Origin of the sequence: Sphingomonas hengshuiensis, assembly GCF_000935025.1 — a bacterium.
GTDB lineage: Bacteria > Pseudomonadota > Alphaproteobacteria > Sphingomonadales > Sphingomonadaceae > Sphingomonas > Sphingomonas hengshuiensis.
Genome location: NZ_CP010836.1, coordinates 1,758,539 through 1,782,190, shown reverse-complemented (window position 1 = coordinate 1,782,190; position 23,652 = coordinate 1,758,539). Strand labels below are relative to the sequence as shown.

At 63.8% G+C, this 23,652-nt stretch carries 20 protein-coding genes; 11 read left to right on the top strand and 9 right to left on the bottom strand.

Translation table 11 applies throughout. The features are described from left to right. Positions 1-89: 89 nt before the first annotated feature. Genes TS85_RS07905 through TS85_RS07890 form a run of 4 tightly spaced genes read left to right on the top strand, consistent with a single transcriptional unit; the run spans position 90 to position 3,746 of the window. Positions 90-776: a glutathione S-transferase family protein gene (locus TS85_RS07905; protein ID WP_044331489.1), complete on the top strand. Its 687-nt coding sequence runs from the start codon at positions 90-92 to the stop codon at positions 774-776. Continuing rightward, positions 773-1,192, top strand: a complete 420-nt coding sequence (locus TS85_RS07900) for an acyl-CoA thioesterase (protein ID WP_044331488.1) — start codon at positions 773-775, stop codon at positions 1,190-1,192. The genes TS85_RS07905 and TS85_RS07900 overlap by 4 nt, the downstream gene beginning before the upstream one ends. Before the next feature lie 8 nt (positions 1,193-1,200). Continuing rightward, entirely contained in the window at positions 1,201-2,079 is an 879-nt protein-coding gene (locus TS85_RS07895; protein ID WP_044331487.1) for a CmcJ/NvfI family oxidoreductase, read from the top strand. Next, positions 2,076-3,746: a GMC family oxidoreductase gene (locus tag TS85_RS07890; RefSeq protein WP_044331486.1), complete on the top strand. Its 1,671-nt coding sequence runs from the start codon at positions 2,076-2,078 to the stop codon at positions 3,744-3,746. Before TS85_RS07895 ends, TS85_RS07890 begins: the two co-directional genes overlap by 4 nt. Here TS85_RS07890 and TS85_RS07885 read toward each other — a convergent pair. Continuing rightward, positions 3,716-4,624, bottom strand: a complete 909-nt coding sequence (locus TS85_RS07885; protein ID WP_077228520.1) for a helix-turn-helix transcriptional regulator — start codon at positions 4,622-4,624, stop codon at positions 3,716-3,718. The genes TS85_RS07890 and TS85_RS07885 overlap by 31 nt on opposite strands. Positions 4,625-4,739: 115 nt before the next feature. Here TS85_RS07885 and TS85_RS07880 point away from each other — a divergent pair, with 115 nt between their 5' ends. From TS85_RS07880 to TS85_RS07870, 3 genes are read left to right on the top strand one after another with little or no spacing between them, the layout of a single operon-like run. After that, on the top strand, positions 4,740-5,615 hold the full coding sequence (locus TS85_RS07880) for a BKACE family enzyme (protein WP_227698714.1): 876 nt from the start codon (positions 4,740-4,742) through the stop codon (positions 5,613-5,615). Between the two features lie 25 nt (positions 5,616-5,640). Next, entirely contained in the window at positions 5,641-6,579 is a 939-nt protein-coding gene (locus tag TS85_RS07875) for an SDR family oxidoreductase (RefSeq protein ID WP_052507805.1), read from the top strand. After that, complete coding sequence (locus TS85_RS07870; protein ID WP_044331482.1) at positions 6,576-7,466, top strand: SDR family NAD(P)-dependent oxidoreductase; 891 nt, start codon at positions 6,576-6,578, stop codon at positions 7,464-7,466. The genes TS85_RS07875 and TS85_RS07870 overlap by 4 nt, the downstream gene beginning before the upstream one ends. Positions 7,467-7,531: 65 nt before the next feature. Here TS85_RS07870 and TS85_RS07865 read toward each other — a convergent pair whose 3' ends face one another. The 7 genes from TS85_RS07865 to TS85_RS07835 all read right to left on the bottom strand — a co-directional run bounded on the left by TS85_RS07865 (position 7,532) and on the right by TS85_RS07835 (position 18,297). Next, complete coding sequence (locus tag TS85_RS07865; protein WP_044331481.1) at positions 7,532-8,404, bottom strand: amidohydrolase family protein; 873 nt, start codon at positions 8,402-8,404, stop codon at positions 7,532-7,534. A gap of 5 nt (positions 8,405-8,409) precedes the next feature. Continuing rightward, positions 8,410-10,506, bottom strand: a complete 2,097-nt coding sequence (locus TS85_RS07860) for a PQQ-dependent dehydrogenase, methanol/ethanol family (RefSeq protein WP_407082121.1) — start codon at positions 10,504-10,506, stop codon at positions 8,410-8,412. Between the two features lie 83 nt (positions 10,507-10,589). After that, on the bottom strand, positions 10,590-12,152 hold the full coding sequence (locus tag TS85_RS07855; RefSeq protein ID WP_044331480.1) for an AMP-binding protein: 1,563 nt from the start codon (positions 12,150-12,152) through the stop codon (positions 10,590-10,592). A 1-nt stretch (position 12,153) separates the two neighbouring features. After that, entirely contained in the window at positions 12,154-12,903 is a 750-nt protein-coding gene (locus TS85_RS07850; protein ID WP_044331478.1) for a glutathione S-transferase family protein, read from the bottom strand. Next, complete coding sequence (locus TS85_RS07845; protein WP_227698713.1) at positions 12,900-13,679, bottom strand: glutathione S-transferase family protein; 780 nt, start codon at positions 13,677-13,679, stop codon at positions 12,900-12,902. The genes TS85_RS07850 and TS85_RS07845 overlap by 4 nt, the downstream gene beginning before the upstream one ends. Before the next feature lie 54 nt (positions 13,680-13,733). Next, complete coding sequence (locus TS85_RS07840; RefSeq protein WP_227698712.1) at positions 13,734-16,238, bottom strand: TonB-dependent receptor; 2,505 nt, start codon at positions 16,236-16,238, stop codon at positions 13,734-13,736. 622 nt (positions 16,239-16,860) lie between these two features. Beyond that, positions 16,861-18,297 (bottom strand): MFS transporter, encoded by a 1,437-nt coding sequence (locus TS85_RS07835; protein ID WP_077228519.1) that lies wholly within the window; start codon positions 18,295-18,297, stop codon positions 16,861-16,863. Between the two features lie 523 nt (positions 18,298-18,820). On the opposite strand from TS85_RS07835, the gene mobC reads away from it, so the two are divergent. The 4 genes from mobC to TS85_RS07815 all read left to right on the top strand — a co-directional run bounded on the left by mobC (position 18,821) and on the right by TS85_RS07815 (position 22,454). Continuing rightward, positions 18,821-19,189: a plasmid mobilization relaxosome protein MobC gene (gene mobC, locus TS85_RS07830; protein ID WP_044331474.1), complete on the top strand. Its 369-nt coding sequence runs from the start codon at positions 18,821-18,823 to the stop codon at positions 19,187-19,189. After that, positions 19,186-20,532 (top strand): relaxase/mobilization nuclease domain-containing protein, encoded by a 1,347-nt coding sequence (locus tag TS85_RS07825; RefSeq protein ID WP_044331473.1) that lies wholly within the window; start codon positions 19,186-19,188, stop codon positions 20,530-20,532. Before mobC ends, TS85_RS07825 begins: the two co-directional genes overlap by 4 nt. Before the next feature lie 208 nt (positions 20,533-20,740). After that, positions 20,741-21,349, top strand: a complete 609-nt coding sequence (locus TS85_RS07820; protein WP_044331472.1) for a DUF6088 family protein — start codon at positions 20,741-20,743, stop codon at positions 21,347-21,349. After that, positions 21,342-22,454: a nucleotidyl transferase AbiEii/AbiGii toxin family protein gene (locus TS85_RS07815; protein WP_044331471.1), complete on the top strand. Its 1,113-nt coding sequence runs from the start codon at positions 21,342-21,344 to the stop codon at positions 22,452-22,454. The genes TS85_RS07820 and TS85_RS07815 overlap by 8 nt, the downstream gene beginning before the upstream one ends. Before the next feature lie 10 nt (positions 22,455-22,464). Here TS85_RS07815 and TS85_RS07810 read toward each other — a convergent pair whose 3' ends face one another. Beyond that, complete coding sequence (locus tag TS85_RS07810) at positions 22,465-23,631, bottom strand: DUF3644 domain-containing protein (protein ID WP_227698711.1); 1,167 nt, start codon at positions 23,629-23,631, stop codon at positions 22,465-22,467. Between the last annotated feature and the right edge of the window lie 21 nt (positions 23,632-23,652).

The window sequence follows — 23,652 nt, the reverse complement described above, 5'->3', positions numbered from 1 at the left end:
TCGTCTTGCCGAAGCGCCGCGACTTTGCTTGATCGGCGGCGGGGACGGACCACCGCGAAGGTGCGCCGATGCCCGGGAGAGGCCTGAACATGCTGGAATTGTTGACATCCGAAACCCCCAATGGCTGGAAGGTGGCGATCCTGCTCGAGGAGCTGGAGGTGCCCTACAAGGTCACGCCGATCTCGCTCACCAATCGCGTGCAGAAGGAGGATTGGTATGTCGCGCTCAATCCCAACGGCCGCATCCCGACATTGATCGATCATGACGCGGGGGTCGATCATGACGCCGGCGACTTCGCGATCTTCGAATCGGGCGCGATCCTGATCTATCTGGCGGAGAAATTCGGCCGCTTCATGCCGAGCGACGTCGCCGGGCGCAGCCGCGTGATCCAGTGGGTGATGTGGCAGATGTCCGGGCTGGGGCCGATGATGGGCCAGGCGACCGTGTTCAATCGCTATTTCGAGGACAAATTGCCCAAGGTGATCGATCGCTATGTGCGCGAGAGCCAGCGGCTGTTCGGCGTGATGGACACGCATCTGGCAGCGCACGAGTATCTCGCCGGCGACTATTCGATCGCCGACATCGCCTGCTTCCCGTGGGTGCGCGGGCATGATTGGGCGCAGGTGCCGATGGAGGGGTTCGCGCATCTCCAGCGCTGGTTCGACGCGATCGCCGCGCGCCCCGCGGTGCAGCGCGGCCTGCTCGTGCCCGAACCGCCCAAGCCCGAGGAGATGGCGGAAAAGACCGTGGCGCAAGGCAAGAATATCCTCGCGTGACGCCGTTCTTCACCCGCATCGTGCGCATCGAATGGGGCCAGTGCGATCCCGCCGGCATCGTCTATGCGCCGCGCTTCCTGGATATCTGCGGCGAAAACACGATCCGGCTGTTCGAAGCGGCGGGCCTGCCCAAGAAGCGCGATATGCTGCGCGAAATGGAGGTCGCGGGCTATCCCATGGTGGATGTCGCCGCGCGTTTCCTGTCGACGTGCAGCTATGGCGACGAGGTGACGGTCGACACCGCCGCGCCGGTATTCGGCAATAGCAGCTTCACGATACAGCACCGCATCTCGCTCGATGGCCGGATCTGCGTGGAATGTACCGAGACGCGCGTGTGGACCGTGCCGGCGGCGGACCGGCCGGGCGGGCTCAAGGCCGAACGCGTGCCGGATGCGGTGCGGAACCTGTTCGCCTGAGGAGAGCGATGATGGCGAAGCTGGCACCAAGCCGCGCTGCAGACGCAATCGACGCAGTGATCGACTATCTGATCCCGACATCGACGATCAACCGGCGCTTTTGGGCGCCCGGCAAGGAATATAATACCGGCCAATACCGGCCGTATCCGGTGACGATCCGCAACGCGCGGCGGGCCGAGGAGCCGATCACGCTCGACACGCACGGCTTCTGCCTGTCGTCGCAGCCAAGCGCGATCCGCGATTTCCGCGATGCCGATGCGCTGGGCGGCTATCCCGCCGAGGTGATCGCCATCACGCAGCGCCTGACCGGCGCCGATCTGGTCGTGCCGATGGGCGGGCAACTGCGCTCGCCGGTGATTTCCGGCACGGGCATCCAGCCCCCTGCCGCCGAGGCGCATGTCGATTTCAATACGCGGAGCGCGCAGAAGCTCGCGCGCCGGCTGTACGATACGGCGGCGCCGGACGGGCTGGGCTATGATCGCTTCATCGCCTTCAGCCTGTGGCGCACCTTCTCCGCGCCGCCGCAGGACTGGCCGCTGGCGCTGTGCGATTTCCGCAGCGTGGGGGACGAGGATGCCGTCGCCAACGTCAAGGTCGATGTCGACGAGATCCCGACCGGGGACGCGCTGTTCGCGCCGATTCCGGGCGAGGACGAGATGATGGCGGCGACCATCTTCCATCACAATCCGGCGCATCGGTGGTGGTATTTCCCGGACATGACCGCCGACGAGGTCATCTTCATCAAGTTTCACGACAGCGATCATGCGCGCGCCTGGCGCGCGCCGCACACCGCCTTTCACGACTCCAGCCGCCCCGATGCGGTGACGCGCGAGAGCTACGAGTTCCGCGCCATCGCCTATTTCAGCAAAACCGCGAGGCCAGCATGACCCAAGGATTCGATATCGAGGCCGATTACATCATCGTCGGTGCCGGCAGCGCGGGCTGCGTGCTCGCCAATCGGCTGTCCGCCAATCCCTCCAACCGCGTGCTGCTGCTGGAGGCGGGGGGCGACGATCGGCCGTTCAAGGATCCCGGCCAGTTCCTGTCCAACCTGATGATCCAGACCCCGATCGGCTTCGGCAAGACGCTGAACGATCCCAAGGTCAACTGGATGTATGAAACGGAGCCTGATGCCGGGACCGAGGGCCGCGTGCACAAATGGCCCAAGGGCAAGGTCCTCGGCGGGTCGTCGTCGATCAACGGGCTGCTCTATATTCGCGCGCAGGTGGAGGATTATGACGGCTGGGGCCAGATGGGCTGCCGGGGCTGGTCGTATGACGATGTGCTGCCCTATTTCCGCCGCGCGCAGAATCAGGAGCGCGGCGCCTGCGACACGCATGGCAGCGGCGGGCCGCTCAACACCTGCGACTTTCCCGAGCGCAACGCGGTCAGCCAGGCGCTGCTTGATGCCTGTGTCGAAGCGGGCATTCCCTATGCCCCCGATATCAACGCGCGCGATCAGGAAGGTGTGACCTGGTTCCAGCTCACCACCAGGAACGGCCGGCGCTGCTCGACTGCGGTGGGCTATCTCCATCCGGTCGAGGGGCGCGCCAATCTGCGCATCGAGACGCGCGCTTATGCCCGGCGCGTGCTGTTCGACGGCAAGACCGCGATCGGCGTGGAATTCGAACAGCGCGGGCGGATCGTCCGGGCGCGCGCGCATGCCGAGGTGATCCTGGCGGCGGGCGCGGTCGAATCCCCCAAGCTGCTCGAATTGTCCGGCATCGGGCAGGGCGCGCTGCTGCGCGAGCACGGCATCCCGCTGGTGCACGAGTCCGCCGGTGTCGGCGAGAACATGCAGGATCACTATATGATCGGCGCGCAATGGCCGGTGAAGCCCGGGCACCGTACCGTCAACCAGATGGCGCATGGCTGGGGGCTGGCGCGCGAAGTCGCCAAATATGCGCTGACCCGCAAGGGGCTGCTCAGCTATGCCGTGGCGCATGTCGTCGCCTTCACCAGGACGCGGCCCGACCTCGCCAGTCCCGATGTGCAATTGCATCTGATGGCCGCCTCGGTCGATCTGCAGAAGCAGAATGACGAGCAGGCGTTCGATCTGGAGCGGACGCCGGGGGTGACCTGCACGCCGTGCCAGGTACGGCCCGAATCGCGCGGCCATATCCATATCAAATCCGGCGATGCCAGCGTGTATCCGGTGATCGTGCCCAATTATCTGTCCGATCCGATCGACCAACGAGTCGCGGTGGCGCAGGTGAAGCTGATCCGCCGGGTGATGCAGCAGCCGGCGATCACGCCCTATCTCGCCTCGCCCGACGATCCGTTCGGCGACACCGACGAATCGATGCTGGGCTATGCCAAGGTTGCCGGATCGACGCTGTATCATGTCGTCGGTACGTGCCGGATGGGCGCGGACCCGGCGGCGGTGGTCGATCCCGAGCTGCGCGTCAACGGCGTGGAGCGGCTGCGCGTGGTGGACGCATCGATCATGCCGCGGATCGTTTCGGGCAATACCAATGCCGCGACGATCATGATCGCCGAACGCGCCAGCGACCTGATCCTCGGTCAGGAGACGCCGGTGGCGCTGGCCTCCTGATCCCGATCCGCCGCCGGCTGGGCCTCGCCCGCCGGCGGCCCGGTGTCGGTCGCGGCCTCGTTTGTCGCTGCGGCAAGTTGCGCCAGGCGCCGGGCGCTTTCCGGATCGCGCGGCGCGAACAGGATCAGCCGCTGGCCGGGCACTTCCTCCACGCCGTAGGAGCTATGCCAGAAGCTGATATCGCCGATCCCCGGCATCTGCGCGATATTGACGTGTTCCGAATAGGGCAGGATGGTCGATTCCTGCCAGCATTCGCGGAACAGATCGGAATGCTCCAGCATCTCGGCGATGATCGCGTCGAAAATCTCGGGCTGTGAGGTGCGGCTGTAATCCCATTTGAAGCGGGCGACGAGCCGCTGCCCCATCTCGCGATAATGCGCCGCATCGTTGCGATAGCGTTCGCTGAGCATCAATATCTTGAACAGGTTGCGCTCGGTGCGCGGCAGCGGCGCATAATCGCGGAAGGCGCGCGCGACGAGCCGGTTCCAGCCGATCACGGTCCAATCCTCGACGATCACCAGCGCGGGGATGGCCAGGCTGTCCATCAGATGTTGCGTGGCCGGGCGGATCGTTTCGTCGATCTGGCTTTCCAGCGGCGGCGGCCGATGCTGCGCCAGCGCGAACAGAAATTCGCGCTCGTTGGCATCCAGCCTGAGCGTTCGGCCAAGCCGCTCGATCATCGGCACCGACAATTGCACTTCGCGGCCCTGCTCGAACCAGGTGTACCAGGTGACGCTCATCCCGGCGAGCGCGGCGACTTCCTCGCGGCGCAGCCCCTTGGTGCGCCGCCGCTCCCCCGCGGGCAGGCCGACATCCGCCGGCGACAGGCGTGCGCGCGCCGATTTGAGGAACCGGGACAGCTCTTCGCTATGCGCCATGGGTTATCCAGTTACTTCCAATGATGTCACATCGACCTGTCTAGTCTGCCCCCGATCATTCTGCGACGCCAACCGCCGAAGCGCGAGCAAAATGTTCGCCGAGAAGGAGAAGGACGTGGCCGACAAGGTCTTCATTACCTGCGCGGTTACCGGCAGTGCACCGATGCCGCACCACCCCAATTTCCCGTTCCGACCCGATCATGTCGCCGCCGAGGCGCTGGCCGCGGCGGAGGCCGGCGCGGCGATCATCCATCTGCATGTGCGCGATCGCGATACCGGCGTGCCGAGCCAGGCGCTCGACGATTATCGCGAAGTGGTGGGGCTGATCCGGGCGAAGAACGATGCGGTGATCCTGAACGTGACGACCGGCCCGGGCTGCACCTGGATGCAGAGCGAGGAGGATCCGGCGGTGGCCGGGCCAGGCACATTGATGTTCACCGCCGAGCGTCGGCTGGAGCATATCCTGGACCTGAAACCCGATATGTGCACGCTGGATATCTGCACGATGCAATTGTGGGGCGGGGTGGCGATCAATCTCGATCCGATGATCACGAAGATGGGGCACATGATCCAGGACGCCGGGGTGATGCCCGAGATCGAATGTTTCGAAGCGGGCGATTTCGTGTTTGCCGACGATCTGATGGCCAAGGGCGCGCTCCCGAAGAATGCGCCTTTCTCGTTCGTGCTGGGCACCAAATACGGCCTGCCAGCGACCACCGAGGCGATGACCTATTGCAAGAACCAGATCCCGCGCGGCGCGCGCTGGACCGGGTTCGGGGTCAGCCGGCATTCCTTCCCGATGGCGGCGCAAGCGGTGTTGCTCGGCGGCAATGTGCGCGTCGGATTCGAGGATACGATCTATCTGCGGCGCGGGCAGATCGCCAATGACAACGCCTCGCTGGTCCATTGGGGCGTCGATCTGGTCGAGCGGCTGGGCGGCGAGATCGCCAGCGTCGAGGAAACCCGCGAGCTGCTCGGTCTCGCGCACTGATCAACGATAACAGGAGAGGATAATCATGGCCGAAGAGCCCAACAAAACCCCTATGGCCGACGTGCGCGGCAAGACGGCGTTCATCACCGGTGGCGCCAACGGCATCGGCCTCGGGATCGCGCGCGCGCTGGTCAAGGCCGGCGCCAATGTCGTGATCGCCGATATCCGCGACTCGTCGCTGGCCGAGGCCAGGGCCGCGCTGGCGGCGGATTCGCAGGTCGAGACGGTGCAGCTCGACGTCACCGATCGCGCCGGCTTCGCCCGCGCCGCCGATGCTGCGGAAGCGCGCTTCGGCAAGATCCATCTGCTGATCGGCAATGCCGGGATCGGCGTGATGGGGCCGATCCTCGATACCAAATATGATGATTGGGATTGGGCGATGGGAGTCAATTTCGGCGGCGTGATCAATGGTCTGGTCACGATCCTGCCGCGCATCAAGGCGCATGGCGAAGGCGGGCAGGTGGTTACCACCTCGTCGCAATCGGCGCTGATCCCGGTGCCGATGACCGCCACCTATACCGCCGCCAAGGCCGCCGTGCTGGGGCTGATGGAAACGATCCGGGGCGAACTGGCGCCCGACAATATCGGCGTGTCGGCCTTCCTCCCCGGTCCCGTGCAATCCAACATCGCCATGTCGGGCGAATTGCGCCCCGAGGCGTTCAAGCAGGATAGCGGCTATATCGATCGCGAGGCGCAACTGGAGAAGCGGCCGGTCTCGCCTTTGTGGATGACGCCCGAGGAGGTCGGCGAGCGGGTACTTGCCGGCATTCGCGCCAACGATTTGTACATCCTGACGCATCCCGAATTCGCCCCGGGGATGCGCACGCGGTTCGACGCGATCCTCGCCTCGATGCCCGACGAGCCGATCAACCAGCCGCGCGCCGAGGCAATCGGCTTCCTGCTCGGCAATCCCGTGTTCGACGCGCAACTGGCCCGTCGCACCAAGCAGGAGGAACTCGCATGACCAAGGTTGCCGGGCGCACCGCGTTCATCACCGGCGGCGGATCGGGCGTCGCATTGGGCCAGGCGAAGGTCTTCGCCGCCGCCGGGTGCAAGATCGCCATCGCCGATATTCGGCAGGACCATCTTGACGAAGCGATGGCCTATTTCGCCGGCACCGATGCCGAGGTGATGCCGATCAAGCTCGACATCACCGATCGCGCGGCTTTTGCCGCCGCCGCCGATGCCGTGGAGGCGCGGCTGGGGCCGGTGGAATTGCTGTTCAACACCGCCGGCGTGTCGATCTTCGGCCCGCTGCAGAACGCGACCTTCGACGATTGGGATTGGCAGCTCGACGTCAATCTGAAGGGCGTGATCAACGGTATCCAGACCTTCCTGCCGCGCATGATCGCGCGCAACAATGGCGGGCATATCATCAACACCGCATCGATGTCGGCGTTCGTCGCGCTCCCCAATTCGGGCATTTATTGCACGTCCAAGATGGCGATCCGGGGCCTCTCGGAATGCCTTGCCATGGATCTGGCCGAGACCGGGATCGGCGTGTCGATGCTGTGCCCGGGCGCGGTCAACACCAATATCCACGAAGCGGTGCTGACGCGCCCGGCGCATCTCCAGCAGACCGGCTATTACGGCGCCGACCCCGAGCGCATGGCCCAGCTGAAGCGGGTGATCGCGGTGGGCATGGAGCCCGAGACGCTGGCCCGCTATGTGCTGGCGGGCGTGGAGGCGGATGAGCTGTACATCCTGCCCTATCCCGAATTCCGGGGCACGCTGGAGGATATTCACGCGCGCGTGATGACGGCGCTGGCCAATCCCGAGGATGATCCGGAGTATGAAGCGCGCGCCGCGCACGGCGTACCCGGTGGGCAGAAACCGCGACCTGCTCAGTAAGAGGCTGGGCGGCGTCGACCGCCCGGCAATTTCCGCCGCCCCGCCAATCCCGCGCCGTGCCGGAGCTATCCCAGCCCCAGCACGCGCACGGCATTGTCCTTCATGATCAGCGGCAGCACCTCATCGCGGAAACCCGCTTCCCTGGCCGCATCGATCCACTTTTCGGGGCGGATCAGCGGCCAATCGGAGCCGAACAGCATCTTATGCTTCAGCTGCGTGTTGGCATATTGGATGACCTGCTTGGGGAAATATTTCGGGCTCCAGCCGCTCAGATCGATGAACACATTGTCCTTGTGCAGCGCCATCGACAGGCTTTCGTCGGTCCAGGGCCAGCTGGGATGCGCGAGGATGAACTTCATGTCGGGGAAATCCACCGCAACATCGTCGATCAGCATCGGCTGGCCATATTTCAGCCGCAGCCCGCCGCCACCCGGCATTCCCGTGCCCATGCCCGAATGGCCGGTGTGGAAAATCGCCGGCAGCTTATATTCCGCGATCACTTCGTAAATCGGATAGGCCATGCGATCGGCCGGGTGCGCGTTCTGCGCGATGCCGTGAAACTTGAAGCCTTTGACGCCGTGATTCTCGACCAGGTCGCGTGCCTCGCGCGCGCCCAATTTGCCCTTGTGCGGATCGATCGACGCGAACGGGATGACGATATCGGCATGTTCGGCGGCGATATCGGCCACTTCGTAATTGCTGATCCGCTTGGTGCCCATGCCGCATTCGGCATCCACCGTGAACAGACAGAAGGCGATGTTGCGCTCGCGATAATAGGCGATCGTCTCGGGGATCGTCGGGCGCTTGCGATCGGCCTTGAAATAGGTCGAGGCGGCGTCGAAGAACTTGGCCATCACCGGGTCTTCGGGATCATGGCACGATACCTCGGCATGGACGTGGACGTCGATCGCGACGACCTTTGCGGGATCGATGGTCATAGGTTTCAGGACTTCCTGCTGGCGGGCCGGGCGGCCGTGGTGTTGCGCTGCTCCAACGCCTTATCCTCGTTTGCCCGCTTGATCACATAATGCCGCACGGTTTCGATCTCCGACGCGGTCATCACCGACGCGAAGCCGACCATGCCATTGTCCTTCAGCGCGCCGCCATGCACGATCGCCTGCCACGCCGCGGCATCGTTGATCACGCCGCTGCGGCGCAGATCGGGCACCAGCGTGCCGCCCACCGCAGCATCGCCGTGGCAGACGCCGCAGAACCGGGCAAAACGATCGCCGCCCGCGGCAATCACCTGCGGCGTGGCGGTCGAAGGCGGCGGATCGAGCGGCGCCTTGTCGAGCGGCGGGGGCGGGGGCAGCGTCGCCGTGCCGCCCGCCTTGAACACCAGCAGCCGGCTGATGTTGCGCGCCGGGCCGCTCTTGTCGATCAGCGTGCCGGGCGCCAGCGCCCAGACGCCGCCCCAGCCGGCGAGCACGGCGATATATTGCTGTCCATCGAGCTCGTAGCTGATCGGCGCGGCGACGATCCCGGTCTGCGCGGCGAACGACCATAATTTGCGGCCATCGGCGGCGGCGAAGGCAGCGAATTCCCCCGCCGCGCTGCCCTGGAACACCAATCCGCCGCCGGTCGCCAGCAAGCCACCATTCCACGGGCCCTGATAGGACACCCGCCAGCGCTCCTGCTGCGCGATCGGATCCCAGGCGATCAGCGCGCCGGTGGTCGCGGCGGCGGCGGCATCGCGCACCGCAGGGATTGCGGGCATCGCCGCCTTGCCCAGGTCGATACCGACGTTGAAGCCGAGCTTGGCCGGTTTCCAGGCCGGATCGGGAATATAGGGAAAGGCCGCGAGATTGGCAGGGATGAACACCAGCCCGGTGTTGGGATCGAACGCCATCGGCTGCCAGCTATGCGCGCCGGTCGCGCCGGGCGAGCCGATGAACGGCTTGCCCGTCTTGTAATAGCGCGCCTCGGGCGTCTCGATCGGCCGCCCGGTTTGCATGTCGATGCCGGTCGCCCAATTGACCGGCACGTAATTCCTGGCCGAGATCAGCTTTCCATTGGTGCGATCCAGCACGTAGAAAAAGCCGTTCTTCGGCGCCTGCATCAGCACTTTGCGCGGGCGGCCATCGATCGTGACATCGGCGAGCATGATGTGCTGCGTCGCGGTGAAATCCCAGCTGTCGCCCGGCGTGGTCTGGTAATGCCAGGCATAGGCGCCGGTCTTGGCGTGGATCGCGACGATCGACGACAGATACAGATTGTCGCCCCGGCCTTCGGATCGATAGGCCTGGTTCCACGGCGATCCGTTGCCGACGCCGATATACAGCAGATCGAGTGCGGGATCATAGGCCATCGCGTCCCACACCGTGCCGCCGCCGCCCTGTTTCCAATAGTCGCCGAACCAGGTCGCCGCCGCTGCCTTCAGATACTCTGGCTCGCGCTCGCTGCCGGGCCTGGCCGGGACGGTATAGAAGCGCCAGGCCTGTTTGCCGGTCGCCGCATCATAGGCGGTGACATAGCCGCGCGCGCCGAATTCGGCGCCGCCATTGCCGATGATGACCAGCCCGTTGACGATGCGCGGCGCGCCGGTGATCGTGGCATTGCCCGTCTGATCCAGCGTGACGACACTCCACACCGGCTTGCCGCTGTGGCGATCGAGCGCGACGAGCCGTCCGTCCAGCGTGCCGACGAACAGCCGATCGCCCCACGCGGCGACGCCACGATTCACCGCGTCGCAGCACGCCTTGATCAGCGTCTCGCGCGGGACCTCCGGATCATAGGACCAGAGGGGCTGGCCGGTGCGGGCATCATAGGCCTTTACCATGCTCCACGCGGTCGACACGTAGAGCGCACCATCGATCATCAGCGGCGTCGCCTCCTGGCCGCGCGCGGTATCGAGATCGGCCGACCAGGCCAGGCCGAGCGTGGCGATGGTGGCGGGAGTCAGCTGCGACAGCGGGCTGAACCTCTGCTCGTCATAGGTGCGCCCGGTGGACAGCCATTCCCCCGGCGCGCCGGCGGTGATGCGCGCCGCATCCACCACGCCCTGCGCGCGGGCGGCGGGGCGGGTCGCCACCGCCGCCATCGTTGTGACAGCGGCAATACCCGCCATGGCTACGGCAACCGTGCGTCCCCGCCTCGTCATCGTCATCCCCTCATTTCGTCGGTTTAATTGACCAGCCGATCGCCGCGCCAATGATCGGCACGCAGCGCTTTCTTATCCATCTTGCCCGCCGGAGTGCGTGCGATTTCGGTAACGAAGGTCACGCTCTTGGGCGCCTTGACCCCGCCGAGCCGCGCCTTGGCATGGGCGATGATCGTCGCCGCATCGATCCCGTCGGCGACGACGATGGCGTGCACGGCTTCGCCCCATTTTTCGTGCGGCACGCCGATCACCGCGCATTCGCGGACCTCCGCCAATTCGGTCACCGCCGCTTCGACTTCGGCGGTGAAGACGTTGAAGCCGCCGGTCACCACCATGTCCTTCTTGCGATCGACGATGTAGAAAAAGCCGTGCGCGTCGCGATAGGCGACGTCGCCGGTATGGTGCCATCCGAAGGTCCGGGCCTCCGCCGTCGCATCGGGCAGGTCGAAATATTCCTTCGATACCAGCAGGCCGCGCACCACGATCTCGCCGCGTTCGCCATCGGGCAGCAGCGCGCCGGCATCGTCCATGATCGCCACCTGCACCGATCGCGTCGGGCGCCCACAACTGGCCAGTCGCTCGGGATGCACCCCCGCGGCGGCGGCGGCCACCGTTTCGGGCGGCAGCCAGGTGGTGATCATCGGCGATTCGACCTGGCCATAGGCCTGGCACATGCACGGCCCGAACGCCTCGACCGCCTGGCGCAGCTTCTCCGGCGATACGGGCGATCCGACCAGGATGAAGAAGCGCAGCGAGGAGACATCGTGGCGGCCTAGCTCGGGCGCGCCGAGCAGGACGTACAACGCGGTGGGCGGCAGATACATGTGCGTCACGCGGTGCGCGGCGATCGTCTCCAGCACCTGCGCCGCGTCGAAGCCCGGCAGGATCACCTGAGTCGCGCCCAGCGCCAGCGTCCCCAGCGCGACCGGACCGGCGGCGTGCGTGATCGGCGCAACTACCAGCGACACCGGATCGTCGGTCTTGCCAGCCACCGCAGTGCCCAGCGTCTCCAACATCGTGCCCCAGCCGCTGTTGGTCACCACCACGCCCTTGGACGGGCCGGTCGTGCCCCCGGTGGGAAACAGGCCGACGACGTCGTCCGGCGCGCCGAACGGATCGGAGAAATCAGGCAGCGTCGTGCCGCCCGTCGTGGCGACGAATTCCTCCAGCGACGGATCCTCGCCCAGCGCGCGATCGAGGCAGACGAACCTGGTCAGCGTCGGCACTGCCTGGCGCAGCGCGGCGACATCGGTGGCCATGCTGGAATGATAGAACATCCACTTGCAGCGCACATAATTGAGATAGGCGGCGTTGGCATCGACCGCGTTGCGCGTGTTGACCGGCACCCAGATGCCGTTGGCGCGCCAGATCGCGAGCAACGCGATCATGATCGCCGCGCTGTTGGTGCCATAGAGCGCGATCGGCTGCTGGTTGGCGAAGCCGGCGGCATATAGTGCCGCCGCGATCCGTTCGGTACGGAGCTTGACTTCGGCGAAGGTCAGCCGCTCGTCGCTCGCGACGTCGATCAGCGCGGGGCGATGCGGATCGAGATCGTGCCCGCGGTCGAAATAGTCGATCGATCGCATCTCACCCCCACCGATTGATTTCAGGGCCAGGGGCCCAGACCGATTCCGGTGCCGGGCTCGACGCCAGCGCCAGCGCGCGCGCGACGGCGGGGCGCGCCTTGGTGCGGGCCAGCCACGCGGTGGTCGACGGGCTTGCCTCGAACGCTGCCGGCAGCAGCGCGGGCATGCCGGCCAGCCAGGCATAGGTTTCGAGATCGGCGATGCTGAAATCCCCCATCAGCCAGTCGCGCCCGTCGGCCAGCTGCGCCGCGATCCTGTCGATCGCCTGCGTCACCTTGGCCCGGCTGTCGGCCAGTTTGCCTGGATCGAACCGGCCCTCCACCGCATCGCGCCATCGTTCCGCCAGGTCGACGCTGGCGATGCCGGCGGGCACCGCGGCGGGCGGGCTGTGTTCCAGCCCGAGATAGGCGGCGGCGGGCGCCAGCCGTTCGATCACATAGCGGCACCACGCCATCATCTGCCAGCGAGCATAGGGATCCGCCGGGCGCAGCGCCGGACCGCTACCGACCGCGTCGAGATAGCAGGCGATGAACACGCTGTCCGCCATCGCCACGCCGTCTACCACGAGCACGGGGCCCTCACCCTCGATCGACTGGTCGACTTCCATCGCGCGCGGCACCGGCGCCGCGTGGCGCGCGCCGGCGACGAGATCGATCCGCTCGAGCGTGAGCTCGACCTGCTTCTCGAATGCGGCCGCCAGCACGGTCAGCGACGGGCCATTGGGTTCGCCGTGATACAGGATCGTCGTCATGCCGCGGCCCCCTCCAATATGGTGACGCGCCTGGCCATGTCGGTGCGGCCCAAGGCCCAGCACGCCCTGGTCGCCGGGCGGGCGTAGATCGCGCGGAGCCAGCGCATGATGTTGGGCGTCAGCGTGTCGTTCGAGAGCTGGGGCTGCGACAGCGGCAGCGCATAAGCGAGATTGAAGCCGTTGATATCGGCAAGACTATAGGCGTCCGAGCCAAGCCATTCGCGCTGCGCCAGCGCTTGCTCCAGCAAGCCGATGCCCGATGCCACGCGGCGGCGCGATTCGGTCATCTCCTCCTCGGAGAACGCGCCGCTGATCGCCTTGCGCCAGGCCACGCGCCGCTCGGGCATCGGGATACGCTCGATCGCCGCGTCGAGTTCGGCCGGATCGCGCTGCCGCACCGACGGGCCGACGAACACGCTCCACCCGATCATCGAGAAGCTCGGCGCGAGCCACTGATCCATGAATTTCATCCACCAGCGGACGCGCCACGCATCCACCGGATCGGCCGGCATCAGCCGTGGACCGGCAAATGCATCATCGACATATTCCATCATCGCAGTGGATTCGGTCAGCACCCGATCGCCATGCGTCATCGCCGGGATCGTGCCGAGCGGATTGACCGCCAGATAGGCCGGCTGGTGCTGATCGAACGCCAGCAGATCGAGATAGTGGCTGTCGAACGCCACGCCCTTTTCGAACAAGGTCAGCATCGGCTTGCCCGAATTGGCGTTGGGCTCCCAATGATACAGCTTCACGCGACCTGTTTCCGCCATCATCGTTCCTTGAGCGGCACGGGCCAGCGGTGTGGCCGGCCCGTGCGGTGAGATCGGTCAGAACTTCTTCTTGAGCGCGATGGCGAACGTCTGCGGCTCGCCCGGGCGGCCCTTGCGCACGCCGCCGCCCGCGCCGCGCAGATCGAGCGTGGTGAGGAAGTAATATTTGTCGAGCAGGTTCAGCGCCTGCAGCGAGATGTCGAGGTCGCCACCCGCATTGGTCCAGGTCAGCCGGGCATTTACCAGCGCGTAGGACGGGATGAAATTGCGCACGCGTGCGCCGTTGATCACCGAGGCACCGGTGAACTGCTGATCCTGATAGGTATAATCGATGCGCGGCGTCAGGCTGCCGAAATCGGCCATCTCGACGCGATATTGCGCACCCGCGCTGACTTTCCAGGGCGGGGAGGTGGGGGGATCGCTGGGATCGACGCCACCCGGGTTGATCCCGCCTGCGGTCGGCGACGTGGCCAACGGGTTGAGCGAATCGATATCATATTTGAACGCCAGATGGCTGAGCGAGGCATCGAGCGACAGGCCGGGCAACGGGAAGGCGGTCACTTCCGCTTCGAAGCCCTTGATCCGCCCGTTGCCGGCATTCAGTCGCGCGGCGCAGGGCGCGCCCGGGCATTGCAGCACCGGGATCTGGATATCCTTGTAATCGTTGATGAAGCCCGAAACATTCACGCGCAGTTTGCGGTCGAACAGATCGCTCTTGAAGCCGATTTCATAGGCATTGAGCGATTCCGGCTGGAAGGCGATGACCTGCGCGGCATTGAACGGTCGCGGGTTGCTGCCGCCGCCCTTGAAGCCGGTCGAAAATGATCCGTACACCAGCAAGGCGGGCGAGAAGCGGTAATCCACTGCAGCGCGATAATCGACGCGGTTGGCGCTATATCTGGCGGTGGTGCCCGACAGGGCGCGGACGGTGCCGTCCGGCGAGACATATCCGATGCCATTGGCAGCGCCGACCGGGTCGAGGAACCCGTTGACCGTCCCGTCGTAATTCAGACGGTAATAGGTCTGCTGCTTGTTTTCGTCGGTATAGCGAAGCCCGCCGCTGACCGTCATGTTCTCCATTGGATTCCACGCCAGATGCGCAAAGGCCGCCTTGGCTTCGGCATTGGTCGGATCGGGCTGGCGGAATTGCAGCGGATACACCGGTACGTAGCGCAGATCCTGGTACGAATCGTAGACCGATTTCTGCTTGAAGTAATAACCGCCGACCGTGAAGTTCAGCGTGTCCATGAGGGAGATGTTGGCGCGCAGTTCCTGGCTGAAGCTCCAGTTGGTGAGATGGTTGCGCCCGAGATTGGTGTTGGCCGGCGACAGATCGTCATCGGAATCGAACTTGGTGTCGAACGCGCGGTAGCCGGTGATCGAGGTCAGGGTGATTGCATCGCTGACCTTGTAGCTGATCTGGCCGGAAAAGCCGTACCCGTCGTACAGGCTGATATCGGTGCCGCGGGTGGAGGCCAGGACGGTGCCGTTGGCGCCGGGGACGACCGGTGGCGCGCTGAACGTGATGCCCGGCTGGCTCGTCGTGAGATAGTTGCAGAATTTTCCGCAGATGAAGCGATTGTCATAGGGCACGCCCGGCGCGGCATTCACATTGGGCGAATCGATCGTGCTGGTGGCGAGCAACACTTCGCCCGCGATGGTATGCTCGTCATGCGTGTAATCGCCGATCAGATTGACTTCGATCGCATCATTGGGTTGCCAGCGCAGCATGCCGCGGATCGCCTGATAGCCGACGCCGCCGAGCTTGCTGACGACGCAATCGCCCGGCGAGCGATCGGTCGCCACCCCGCTGCCCGGATTGGCGCAGCCATAATCGACCCGGTCGACAAAACCTTCCTGCTGCTTGAACACGCCGGATATGCGCCCGAACAGCGTGTCGGTCAGCTTGAAATCGGCTGCGGCGCGCACTGCGATAAGATTGCGCGAGCCGTAGGAAGCCTCGACGAACCCGCCATTCTCGCCGCTCGGCTTCTTCGAGTAGAGTTTGATCGAGCCGCCTTCGGAGTTGCGCCCGGCCAGCGTGCCCTGCGGCCCGCGCAGAATCTCGACGCGGTCGAGATCGAGCAGGTCGAACACCGCACCTGTCAGCTGTGGATAATAGACGTCGTCGATATAGATACCGACACCCGGCTCGTAGGCGGGATTGAAATCATTCTGGCCGACGCCGCGGATCGAGGCGGAGATTGACGGGCCGAACGAGGCGCCCTGCGGCTTCAGCAACACGTTGGGCGCCGCATCGGCGACCTGCGCCAGATTGGTCTGGTTCTTCGCCTCCAGTTCGGCGGCGTTCACTGCGGTGATCGAGATCGGCGTGTCCTGCAGCCGTTCCTGGCGGAACTGCGCCGTGACGACGATGTCCTGCGTGCCATACCCAACTTCGGGTTCGTTCTCCGGCGCGGGATCCGTCGGCGTCGTCGCGGCGGGCGGGGTGGGGGCGGGCGGCGCATTTTGCGCCAAAGCCGGCGTGGCAATGAGCAGCGCCGGTGCTGAGGCGGAAGCCAGCAGCCGCGCCATGCGGCGCGTGCGTTCGAAAGCAGTCATCGAATCCTCTCCCTAATGGCCGAATGGCCAGCAGGCCCGATCCTTTTGACGGATCGTGGCCTCCGATTTTGACCGCGCTTTGGCGTGTCGATTGTGACTTAGGCATACAGTTTCGGAGCGGACAAGAAGTAGCAAAACTACCCCCATGAGCACTGCTAGGTTCGTGGCGACACCGTAACGACGGGCTTTGCGCGTCGCGGCAATGCTGCGCACGTCTTGCGCGCATCAGCCCGGCGACGGGCGAAAGCGACAGGATCGATACGATCTTCGCCCGGGGCACGCGCGATCGGGCAAAGGCTTCTTTGATCAAGGATAGGCGCGGCGACGCTGACTATAATGGCCAGCGCTGCGTATCGGTACGCGGCCATGGCGTGCCGTTCCCGGCGCGCATGTGCGCTACCGTTGCCGCGTTCGCTTCGACTGCGGTGGGCAGGCGCTGCCATGGTTGCAACGCCCCTGCCGGGGGAAACTGCCCCCGAACCGTGATCCCCGCACGATCATCGGCGGAGAAAATCCCCAGGAATTTTTCAGGCGTCGCGATACGGTCGGCATCGACCCTATCAAGCGCCTGTGTCCTGCGTTGGTGTCCGCAGTGCGGCTGCCCTGTTGGGATGGCGGCTGGTCAGCGGCCGAGGGCTTCCAGTCTTTCGACCTCTTCGCGGTACGGCCGGATCGCGCGCACCATGCACAGGGTGGCGAGCGGCAACAGGATAGTCGCGGTCAGCACTAGCGCTTTCCACAGATCGGCTTCCACGCCGATCACCAGATCCTGCACCAGCCCGACGACGAAGCTGCCCATCGCGCCGAAAAAGGTGAACATGAACAGATAGACGGCGGTGACTTGCCCGCGCATCGAATTGGGTGCGACACGCTGGATGGCGGCATTCTGCGGCACCGCGCCGGCAATCCCGAACATCGCGCCGAGCGCCATGACGCCAAGCGCCAGATAGCCGTTGGGCATCAGCGGCGCGGTAATCGCGCACAATGTGGTGCAGCAGAAAATGATCGCGGCCGCGCGCACATTGGCGTCCTTGTAGCGTTTGGCCATCCATTCGACGAAGATGCCGCCGAGCATCAGGCCGAGCAGCGAGGCGACGAGAAACATGGTGCCCATCACCGCGCCGATCTGCGCCTCGCTCCAGCCGAAACTGCGGATCATGAACGGCACGCGCCAGAATTGCAGCCCGAAGGTCTCGACCGCGCTCAGCGCCAGGCCGGCGAACAAGGGATAATAGACGCGGCGCTTGGCGTGGATCGCCTTGACCGCATCGAACCCGGTAAAGGTCAGGATGCGCCTCCCGACCGGCACATCGCGTGGCGGCGGGGCCGCGCCTGCCAGCGGCGCGACCCGCGGTGGCTCCTTGACGGTGAGAAACAGCAAGGCGACGAGCACGCCCGGCAGCCCGACCCAGATCATGATCCATTGCCAGCCGAAGATGCGCAGGCCCAGCCATTCGGTCGGCGCCCATTGCGCGGTCATGCCGATCAGCTGGCCGCCGATGATCGGGCCAAGCGTGGTGCCGCCGATAAAGCCGAATTGCAGCAGCGCGAAAGCGCGCGTCAGCGTGCGCGGCGGGAAGGCATCGGCGAGCAGCGAATAGGCCGAGGGCGCGTGCGCCGATCCCCCCGCTGCCAGGAAGATGCGCGTGCCGACGAATTGGGTGAAGGTCTGCGCGATCCCACCCAGCGCGGTGATGAGTCCGATGACGGCGACACCGCCGCCCAGGACATATTTGCGGGGATAGATATCGGCGAGCCGGGCCAGCGGAATGCCGACGAACAGATAGCAGATGATGCTCGCCGGGCCCGCCAGAAAGCCGAGCTGCGAATCGGTCAGGCCGAAATCGGCCTTGATCCGCTGCGCCAGCATACCGAACACGACCTGATCGAAAAAAGTCAGGAACGTCGCCAGGATAATGACGCTGAGCGCCCAATAGGCCGAGCCGGTGGAGGGCCAGACCCGCGCTGGACGCGGCGCCTGCTGGGCCTCGGCCATCGAGTCGCCGATGCTGCGCTCGCTGGTCAGCTCAGAGGCCGTAGCCACGGGGGCAATCGCCATTTCCTCATCCCGCCCTAACCGCGCAGCGCTCAGGCGCCGCGTCGTTTATCGTTGGTAGATTGTATGCGTGGGATACAATGCGATGCAATAGAAATCGGGGTCCGAGCGACTACAGGCTGGGCGCACGAAGAACGGTGGAGAGCGTGGATGAAGGATTCGCCGGGCTGACGGGTGGCGCCAGCAGCCATCGGGCTGCCGATCGCCCCATCCACCTATCACGAGCACGTCGTGCTGCGGAGGGGCGGCTAGCGACGCTGAATCGTACGATGTTACCTGCACGTTACCTTGCGTGCGGCCACTTCAGATCAGGCAGCACCAATTTCGGCGGGTTGCTGGCGCACCCTGTAGGTGCGCCCGCAAACTCCCTATTCGGTATTCTGGAGGAATGGAACGCCATTCTCCGGCATACCAGCCTTGGCCGGGACGACCTCAACGCTGCGAATGATGGCAAGGATGGAAGCGCCCCGCGCGACGCCATCCGTGGTGTCGGGCGGAGGCGCAAAACCGGCTGATCGGGGGGCATATGGCGCGCAAGCGGCAAGCCCCCTTCTCCTTGCGGCTCACCTTCGAGCAACGCGCCCGGCTGGAAGCCGATGCCGCTGGCATGTCGCTTGCCGCCTATATCCACTGGCGGCTGTTCGATCCTGACCAGCCGCCACCCCGCCAGCGCGGCAAGGCTCCGGTCAAGGATCAGGAAGCGATAGCGCGCATCATCGGTCTTCTCGGCCAGTCCCGCATTGCCAACAATCTGAACCAGCTTGCCCGGCAAGCCAATCTCGGCACGCTGCCCGTGACACCAGACACGGAAGCCGCCCTTGCAGAAGCCGCTGCCGACATTGCCGCCATGCGGGCAATGCTGGTGAAGGCGCTCGGTCTGGATGCCGCACCATGATCCTGAAAGGCTCCCAGCGCGGTGGTGGCAAGGCGTTGGCGCTCCATCTGCTCAACGCGGAACAGAACGAACATGTCGAGATTGCGGAAGTGCGCGGCTTTATGGCCGAGTCGGTATCCGGTGCGTTCAAGGAAGCGCAGGCGCTCGCCAGTGGGACGCGCTGCCAGCAGTATTTATTCTCGGTCAGCCTCAGCCCGCCCGAAACGGAGAATGTGCGCCCAGAAGTTTTTGAGGGCGCGATAGCCGCCATTGAAACCAAGCTGGGACTGGAAGGCCAACCTCGCGTCGTGGTGTTCCACGAAAAGGAAGGCCGTCGCCATGCTCACGCGGTCTGGTCACGCATTGATGCGGAAACCATGACCGCCAAGCAACTGTCGTTCTTCAAGTCCAAGCTCCGCGACGTGTCGAAGGCGCTCTATCTGGAAAACGGCTGGAAGATGCCGCGCGGCCTGATGGACAGCAAGGAGCGCGACCCGCGCAATTTCACGCTCGATGAATGGCAACAGGCCAAACGCGTCGGGCTGAACACCGCCGATCTGCGCGGCATGGTGCAGGAATGTTGGGCCGTGTCCGATAGCCGGGATGCCTTCGGCAAGGCGCTGGAAGAACGTGGCCTGCATCTCGCCAAGGGCGACCGTCGCGGCCATGTCGTCGTTTCCTATGAGGGCGAAGTGTTTGCCCTCTCACGCCTGATCGACAAGCGGGCGAAGGAAGTGACGGCGAAGCTGGGCAAGCCCGATGATCTGCGCTCGGTCGAAGATACGAAAGCGCATATCGCCGCCGCAATCGCACCGCGCCTTGGCGGCTATATCACAGAAGCCCGCCGCATTGCCCGCGCCGCCATGCAACCGCTGAACGATCAGCGGCAGGCGATGCAACAGCACCATGCCGACGAACGCCGCAAGCTGGATGAAGGTCAGAAACAGCGGTGGGAAGCAGAAACCAAGCTACGGGCCGGACGCCTGCGCGGCGGTGTCATGGGCCTATGGGATCGTGTGACCGGCGATTATCAGAAGGCCAAGGGGCAGAACGAGCGCGAAGCCTTCTTTGCTCTTCAGCGCGACCGGGAACAGCGGCAAGCTTTGGTCGCGGCGCAACTGGCGGAACGCCGGGTGCTGCAAGAGCGCATCCGGCAAACCCGCGCCCGCCACGCCGAACAGATATTGGCGCTGCATAAGCAGGCGGCCAATTACCGGCTTATGTCCGATGTGCGCCAGCAACGTGGCAGCGAGCGCGGCACAACGCGCGGTGAGTTCACCCGGCAGGCGGAAGGGCGCAGCCAGACAGCCGAACGCCCGCAAGGGCGTGACCGTGGCTCGCGCGGGCCGGGGCTGGAACGCTGACGGATTGATCCGGCATAGTAGCTTGGCTTGGGAGAAAGCCGGTCGATGCCGGGTTGGGGGCGAGCCGTCCGCGTCTTAAAATTGGCAGGGGCATGGCGCTTGCGGATTCTCCTTAACATAAGGATATACAACCGTTTCCTCGCTGATCGGTCTTCATTGATTGTTAGAAATATGAGTGGTATTATCTAACAAGAAGGAAGGCTGAATCATGTCCGCTATGGCCGACAAAATCATGAAGCGCATACGCGGCAAGGGTCGCGGTTGGGTCTTCACGCCCAAGGATTTTATCGACTTTGGAACGCGCGGCGCGGTCGATATGGCGCTTTCACGCCTGACGCAATCCGGCGCGATCCGGCGCGTCGGACGCGGCCTGTATGATTATCCCAAGCTCCATGCGAAACTCGGCGTATTAAGCCCGGATGCTGACAGCCTCGCGCAAGCCGTTTCCACACAAAGCGGGGACAAGGTGTTTCCGTCGGGAGCGGCGGCGGCGAACCGCTTGGGACTTTCAACCCAAGTCCCCGCCAAAGCGACCTATGCGACCAGCGGGCCTTCGCGCGTAAAAAAGGTCGCGGGTCGCACATTGGCGCTCAAACATGCGCGCACACCGCTGATTGATAAGGCTTCCGACCGGGCCAATGCGGTTGTGCAGGCAATGGCTCATCTTGGCAGGGACAATATCGACGCTGACACAATCCGGCGCTTTGCCGACCGACTCGATGATAATGATATGAAGGTGCTTATCGGTTCCCGCCCGCAAATGCCGGGATGGATGGGGGACATGGTGTTAAAGATTGGAGCGGCCCGGCATGGATGAATTCGCACGCAGACCGGCGGAAGATCGCCGGGCTTATATCGAGGAAGCGGCCAATCGGCGTGACCTTACCCCCGTTATCATTGAAAAGGATTTCTGGGTTTGCTGGACGCTCCGGCGGCTGGTCGGCAGCGCGGCGCTGGAAGGGAGTTTCACGTTCAAGGGCGGAACCTCCCTCTCCAAAGCCTACGGCCTCATTCACCGCTTTTCCGAAGACATTGACCTGACCATCAGCCGCACGGCACCGCTGATCCGTGACGTGGGTTCTCCAATGGAAAACGGTATAAGCGGCAAAGAACGACAGCGGCGAACCAAGGCGTTGAAGGTCGCCGCCCAGCAATATGTCGCCACCATCGCCATGCCCGCACTGATCCAAGAGGTTGAAACCGCGCTCGGCACGGCGGAGGGGTGGAGCGTGGCGCTCGATCCCGAAGACGCAGACGCTCAAACCCTATTGTTCAACTATCCCAGCGTTGAACATGCCAGTCTTGGGGCACATGCCAGCGGCGCGGGTTTTGGAGACGGCTCTGGTTATGGTTTTGGCAGCGGCGATGGCAGCGGACATGACGTTATTTGGAGCAGTCCTTATATCAAACCGCGGATCAAACTTGAGTTTGGCGCGCGTGGCGATACAGAACCGTTCGAGATGCGGCGTATCACGCCATATCTGGCCGAGGAATTTCCAGATGAACTGCCCGATGTTGTTTGCGAACTTCCAACGCTATCGGTAATTCGCACCTTCTGGGAAAAGGTGACGATTCTTCACGCGCTGCACTACAATGGAAAGCTGCGTGATGGCATGTCCCGCCATTATTACGACACGCTGATGCTGGCCCGGAGTGGCGTTGCCGATGAGGCGCTGGCCTATCCCGATCTTCTCGAACAGGTCGTGCGGAACAAGAGCCTGATGTTTGCCGACAACTCGGCTTCCTATGAAACCGCCGTGCCTGGATCGCTGCGCGTCGCTCCATCAGCAGAAATCAGCGCAAAGCTGAAACAGGATTATGCGGCCATGTCGGAAATGTTCATGGCCGCGCCACCGTCCTTCGATGATTTGCTGGCGGGCATTGCGGAGTTGGAAACAAAACTCCGGGGACCATGGCCGTGAATGGCGATTCCTAAATCTTGAAAGCCTTGAGTGCTTCAAATTTTTGCGGGTCGTTCACTTCGCTCTGCAAGAGCTGCACCCATTGGTCGGAAAAGGTGTAGTCCCCATGTGCCGTGTGATAAACACAATACTCTCGATTGGTGTTCTCCGGCTGCGCCGCTCCTTTGCGCGGACGCACATCGAATTTGCGCCAAGCCTGTGTATGATTACGCAGAGAAAAGGCTTGGCCGGTTCGTTGCTGAATCAGAGCTACCACAGCACCGGCTTTGTGCGGATATAGATGGTCGGCCAACTTATGCTGGACAAGCACGTTACGGATGTCCTTGCCTTCGGCTGAGTCGGGCTGGACGAACTGAAAGTGCGCCCGCGATTTCGTTACAGCATCAAGCGTGTAAACGACGCGGAATTGGTATTCCAAATCAGCCATTTGATCTTCGGTCATGCCCTCCGCCAATCGGGCATCCACTGCATCTATATGAGCAGGAATCTCGTAACGGTTCAGCGTCGTAAGCTGTTCAAGGTTCAATTTTGTGAATTGAAGGGCGAAAGATAGCTCATGCGACAGTGAAAGCGACTTTCCGAAAAGGTCGCACATAGCCTTGTCAAAATTCAGACAGCACGCCTGAAACAATCCCAGCCATTTCTTATCAGCACGTCCTAGCAATTTATGCTCGACATCATCCCTAAGAACCTTCAAGGCGCGAAGATTATCCTTCATTCCCTTCGATAATGGGCAATCATGCCTTTCAATCATTTCACTCAAAAACAAAGACATTCCATTTTTATTTACAATCTTGACCTTCTTGCGTTCAAAAAACTCATGCAATAGGTATGTCCATGCGACATTTGCCAGCATGGTGAACACCTCGGTTTTGAAGCACATCGCGGGGCTATTGAACACCTGAACGGCCAAAATCATGGCTTCGCGGGCGCGTATCAGGCGTTCATGGTCGAAGAGGTTCAGGCCGGTTTTGGGGTCAAAGGAACGCTTCCGAATTCTGAAAAATTCAATCTCATCGTCGCTCGCGGCGGCAATGGCCGCGTTCTTTTTGACCTCGGTGATGCGGGCACTGTTAATGGTCGCCGTGCGTCCGATATTCACAAGGGCTTGAATGTCCTGATTGCGCCAGCCCTTGGCCAGCAGTGCTTTGACGATGGGCTTTTCATCGTCGGTCAATGCTCCCTGCTTGTTCCGCGC

Excerpts from the sequence above, each read along its gene's own strand:
- TS85_RS07905 (WP_044331489.1), top strand. The coding sequence starts at position 90 with ATGCTGGAATTGTTGACATCCGAAACCCCCAATGGCTGGAAGGTGGCG.
- TS85_RS07895 (WP_044331487.1), top strand. The coding sequence starts at position 1,201 with ATGATGGCGAAGCTGGCACCAAGCCGCGCTGCAGACGCAATCGACGCA.
- TS85_RS07890 (WP_044331486.1), top strand. The coding sequence starts at position 2,076 with ATGACCCAAGGATTCGATATCGAGGCCGATTACATCATCGTCGGTGCC.
- TS85_RS07885 (WP_077228520.1), bottom strand. The coding sequence starts at position 4,624 with ATGGCGCATAGCGAAGAGCTGTCCCGGTTCCTCAAATCGGCGCGCGCA.
- TS85_RS07875 (WP_052507805.1), top strand. The coding sequence starts at position 5,641 with ATGGCCGAAGAGCCCAACAAAACCCCTATGGCCGACGTGCGCGGCAAG.
- TS85_RS07870 (WP_044331482.1), top strand. The coding sequence starts at position 6,576 with ATGACCAAGGTTGCCGGGCGCACCGCGTTCATCACCGGCGGCGGATCG.
- TS85_RS07865 (WP_044331481.1), bottom strand. The coding sequence starts at position 8,404 with ATGACCATCGATCCCGCAAAGGTCGTCGCGATCGACGTCCACGTCCAT.
- TS85_RS07860 (WP_407082121.1), bottom strand. The coding sequence starts at position 10,506 with ATGGCGGCGGTGGCGACCCGCCCCGCCGCCCGCGCGCAGGGCGTGGTG.
- TS85_RS07855 (WP_044331480.1), bottom strand. The coding sequence starts at position 12,152 with ATGCGATCGATCGACTATTTCGACCGCGGGCACGATCTCGATCCGCAT.
- TS85_RS07850 (WP_044331478.1), bottom strand. The coding sequence starts at position 12,903 with ATGACGACGATCCTGTATCACGGCGAACCCAATGGCCCGTCGCTGACC.
- TS85_RS07845 (WP_227698713.1), bottom strand. The coding sequence starts at position 13,679 with ATGATGGCGGAAACAGGTCGCGTGAAGCTGTATCATTGGGAGCCCAAC.
- TS85_RS07840 (WP_227698712.1), bottom strand. The coding sequence starts at position 16,238 with ATGACTGCTTTCGAACGCACGCGCCGCATGGCGCGGCTGCTGGCTTCC.
- TS85_RS07835 (WP_077228519.1), bottom strand. The coding sequence starts at position 18,297 with ATGGCGATTGCCCCCGTGGCTACGGCCTCTGAGCTGACCAGCGAGCGC.
- mobC (WP_044331474.1), top strand. The coding sequence starts at position 18,821 with ATGGCGCGCAAGCGGCAAGCCCCCTTCTCCTTGCGGCTCACCTTCGAG.
- TS85_RS07825 (WP_044331473.1), top strand. The coding sequence starts at position 19,186 with ATGATCCTGAAAGGCTCCCAGCGCGGTGGTGGCAAGGCGTTGGCGCTC.
- TS85_RS07820 (WP_044331472.1), top strand. The coding sequence starts at position 20,741 with ATGTCCGCTATGGCCGACAAAATCATGAAGCGCATACGCGGCAAGGGT.
- TS85_RS07815 (WP_044331471.1), top strand. The coding sequence starts at position 21,342 with ATGGATGAATTCGCACGCAGACCGGCGGAAGATCGCCGGGCTTATATC.